5 protein-coding genes and 1 pseudogene are annotated in these 3,583 nt (G+C 38.6%); 5 read left to right on the forward strand and 1 reads right to left on the reverse strand.

All coding sequences use genetic code 11. From position 1 onward, the window contains the following. A partial coding sequence (locus tag AC1DSB_RS16365) for a class I SAM-dependent methyltransferase (RefSeq protein WP_477587125.1) occupies nt 1-712 on the forward strand: 712 nt, incomplete at its 5' end. Between the two features lie 45 nt (nt 713-757). Then, a pseudogene (locus AC1DSB_RS16370) lies at nt 758-880 on the forward strand (hypothetical protein); the annotation flags it as partial. A gap of 45 nt (nt 881-925) precedes the next feature. Here the strand turns inward: AC1DSB_RS16370 and AC1DSB_RS16375 are convergent. Beyond that, on the reverse strand, nt 926-1,255 hold the full coding sequence (locus AC1DSB_RS16375) for a CHY zinc finger protein (protein ID WP_477531097.1): 330 nt from the start codon (nt 1,253-1,255) through the stop codon (nt 926-928). Between the two features lie 162 nt (nt 1,256-1,417). On the opposite strand from AC1DSB_RS16375, the gene AC1DSB_RS16380 reads away from it, so the two are divergent. The 3 genes from AC1DSB_RS16380 (at nt 1,418) to AC1DSB_RS16390 (ending at nt 3,564) form a co-directional block, all read left to right on the forward strand. Then, entirely contained in the window at nt 1,418-1,780 is a 363-nt protein-coding gene (locus AC1DSB_RS16380) for a PadR family transcriptional regulator (RefSeq protein WP_477587126.1), read from the forward strand. Next, nucleotides 1,741-2,505 carry a VanZ family protein gene (locus AC1DSB_RS16385; protein ID WP_477587127.1) on the forward strand — a complete coding sequence of 255 codons (765 nt, stop codon included), beginning with the start codon at nt 1,741-1,743 and terminating at the stop codon, nt 2,503-2,505. Before AC1DSB_RS16380 ends, AC1DSB_RS16385 begins: the two co-directional genes overlap by 40 nt. Before the next feature lie 192 nt (nt 2,506-2,697). After that, complete coding sequence (locus tag AC1DSB_RS16390) at nt 2,698-3,564, forward strand: AraC family transcriptional regulator (RefSeq protein WP_477531100.1); 867 nt, start codon at nt 2,698-2,700, stop codon at nt 3,562-3,564. The last annotated feature ends 19 nt before the right edge of the window (nt 3,565-3,583 follow it).

Below are 3,583 nucleotides of genomic sequence, written 5' to 3' on the forward strand. Positions count from 1 at the left end.
TGAGATAGGTTGTGGTCAAGGTGATACGACGGCAGTTCTTGCGTATTTAGTAGGGGATAGAGGCTTTGTGCACGGGGTGGACATTGCTCCACCTAGTTATGGAAGTCCAATAACTGTTGGAGACGCAGCAGAATATTTAATGAAATCAATGCTAGGAAAACAAATACGTATGGAGTTTGAGTTGGATGTGTTAGCAGCGGAAGTCGATTTTCCTGAAAACTCATTTGATTACGTTGTTCTGTCGCATTGTTCCTGGTATTTGAAATCGGCAGATGAATTACAAGCATTGTTGGAGAAAACGAAGAAATGGGCGAAACAATTGTGTTTTGCTGAATGGGATCCACGACTTCATACCATTGAGCAATATCCTCATTTTTTAGCGGTGCATATTCAAGCTCAATTCGAGTGCTTCAAAGAGAACAGCTTCTCAAATGTACGGACATTGTTCACACCAAAAGATTTAACGACTATTGCTGAGAGTGCTGGTTGGACGATTAACGATGAGCAATCTATATCTTCTACAAAGCTCCAAGATGGGAAATGGGAAGTTGATATGACGTTAAGTGATTACCAAAAAGAACTCGAGGAAATTAACCATATGCCATTGAAATTAAAAGAGCTAATCAAATCCGAAGTGAATTTGTTGGAAGAAGCCTTAAAGAACTATCCTTATTTACAATCGTTGTCTACATATGTTTTTACAGCGATCTAGTTGAGAAGACCAGGTCCTTTGTAGGGTTTCGGCTGGTGGCTATACGATGAAGTATACGAGAGTGAAAATGGATATAAATATCATGTGCTTCTGGACAACCCCTTGCAGGAAATGAGAATTGTTGCAGCAGATGTAAGGGTAGTTGAAGTAACAGCAAACAATAAATAAATTCATGATTAACTAATAAAACTCCCCTTAATGGATGGGGAGTTTTTATGTTTGAAAATAAAGATGCTTATGGAGGCTACAGCCCGGATTGAATGCACTTCGGCAAGCTGGACAAGTGGAGTTACAAGACAGATACTCATCAATGGTCAATTCATGCCCGCAAGCGCCACACAATATAGCTTTTTGATTGAACTGTTCAATTGGCCAAACTTGAGGAGAATCACATCCAACCTCTTCGTGGCAGGAGAAACAAGGATAATAGGTATCGCAACAATAAAACTTGATGGCGATTCGATCGATTTCTGAATGGTAATGAAGGCAGCGTGTTTCGTTATCGACATCATTCCCTTTTACTAGGTGTCCATGAATGATCATTGGTAATCTCCTTTTTAGCGCTATTGAAGTCATTTAACCATACTAATTAAAGGAAGTCATTCACTTAATAATAATTATGGAAAAATATTCTTGATAAACATTGTAGAACAACATACATCGTGTTACGATGTAAAAAGTTATTAATCATAAGGAGGGGTGTTAATGGATAAGGAAATCATGAAAGGCAGTATCGATATATTACTTCTGTCCATTGTAAATACAAAAGACATGTACGGTTATGAAATGGTGAAGACATTAAAACATAATAGTGGAGAACTTTACAACATGGGTGAGGGAACATTATATCCAGCTTTGAAACGTTTGGAAAACAAAAAATGGCTTGAATCTTATTGGGATAATCCAGAGGTCGGTGCCAGAAGGAAATATTATCGCATTACAGATTCGGGGAAAAAAGAGTTGGCCCGGAAGTTACAAGAGTGGAAGAAGATAAGTGACTTAATCAAAGTATGTTCGGAGGGAATAGCATGGATCAAACCATTGAAGCCTACATTAGGAAAATCGTAAGTGAACTTAATTGCGATGAACATGAAAAAAGTGAAATGACTGAAGAAATGACAGGGCATATCCTTTTATTGAAACAGGAATTTCTGGAGCAGGGATTTTCTGAATCAGAATCCACACATAAAGCATTGCAAAGCTTTGGGGATGAGAAAAGTATAGAAGAAGGATTCCAACACTCTATATTTCCATACTATAAAATGTTCAGAAAGATTAATTGGCTTTTATTTGGCATCTATTCTTTAATTGTTCTAAGTAACTTACTTTTCTTGAGGATATTATCGAGAATCATTAATTATAAATTTGATTTCAATCAATACTTTTATATCTCGCCAGAATCTAATGGATTCTTCGATTTAGCCACATGGCAACAAAATTCGAATTTGATCCCATTTGGAAATACTTTTGAATATTTAATGGGTGCGGATAAATTCAATGTGGACATTATCATCAACAATACGTTAGGGAATGTGTTGATTTTTATCCCTCTGGGCATTTTCCTTCCCATCTTATTTAAAAAATATCAATCATTCACTCAATTGATTGTGGGAAGCATGACCATAACGTTTACTATTGAAGTGTTACAGTTTTCCCTTCAAATTGGCCAGTTTGATATTGACGACATCATTCTCAATACGATTGGTGCGGCAGTTGGCTTCTTAATCATCAAGCTCTTGATGAGAGTAGCTAAGTTATCAAGATTGACGATATTTTATAAGACTACAAGTTAACCAAAATCTATATTTAATCCCTCTCGTTTTTTGATTTTTTAAGTCAAATGAAGGTTTTTCATACATCAACGCCAAAAAATCAGACTGAGAGTCCACTCAATATGAAGAAAACCGTCCACCTGTCCGAATCGAGCAGGAAAAGACAGGATTCAATGTCGAAATAGGAATAAGATAATTTTACGAGGTGATGGAATGAGTTGGATAGAAGCGCTGCAACGCTCAATAGATTATTTGGAGAATCATTTAGAGACTGCTTTCAAAATGGAGGATGCCGCTGCAGAAGCGAATGTATCTGTATTTCATTTTCAAAGAATTTTCATGGTTCTGACGGACATGAGTGTGATGGAGTATGTACGCCGCCGCCGGTTGACTCTTGCTGCAGAGGAGCTCGCATTGACGGACGTGCGAGTAATCGATGTGGCATTCAAATATGGTTATGAGACACCGGAATCTTTTGCGAAGGCATTCAAGCGGCAGCATGGGTTGTCGCCATCTGAAGCACGATCTTCAAAAAAAGGATTCACTTCCTACAATCGTTTGGTCATCTCTGTACAATTGAAAGGGGCGTTACCGATGAAGGTGCGAATTGAAGAAAAAGAGGCATTTCCGATTATTGGTGTGAAAAGAGAGTTCTCGTGTGAAAACGGGGAAAATACAAGAGAGATTCCAAAAATGTGGCAAGAAGTTCATCAAAACGGAGTGGATGACGAATTGGTCGCGTTGAATAATGGCGCAGTACAAGGAATGCTTGGAGTCTGTCGCATGATTGATACAGCTGCAAGTACTTTAGAGTATTGGATTGCTACTGCTTATGATGGAGACGAGGTTCCAGCACGTTATGACCGTATGGAAATTCCCGCGGCGACTTATGCTGTTTTTGAAGTAGTAGGCCCGATGCCTCAAGCAATTCAATCAATGTGGGAGAAAATCTACAGCGAATGGTTCCCGTCGAGCTCTTATCGCCCAAGCGGTTCAGCTGAAATGGAAGTTTATTCGATCGAAGATGCCAGTCAGGCAGATTATTATTCAGAGATCTGGATTCCTGTCGTAAATAAGTAGACCTTTACTGTGACAAATC

This window comes from Paenisporosarcina sp. P4_E4_2 (assembly GCF_056401595.1).

Coding starts and splice junctions, on each gene's coding strand:
- AC1DSB_RS16375 (WP_477531097.1), bottom strand. CDS start 1,255: ATGATCATTCATGGACACCTAGTAAAAGGGAATGATGTCGATAACGAA.
- AC1DSB_RS16380 (WP_477587126.1), top strand. CDS start 1,418: ATGGATAAGGAAATCATGAAAGGCAGTATCGATATATTACTTCTGTCC.
- AC1DSB_RS16385 (WP_477587127.1), top strand. CDS start 1,741: ATGGATCAAACCATTGAAGCCTACATTAGGAAAATCGTAAGTGAACTT.
- AC1DSB_RS16390 (WP_477531100.1), top strand. CDS start 2,698: ATGAGTTGGATAGAAGCGCTGCAACGCTCAATAGATTATTTGGAGAAT.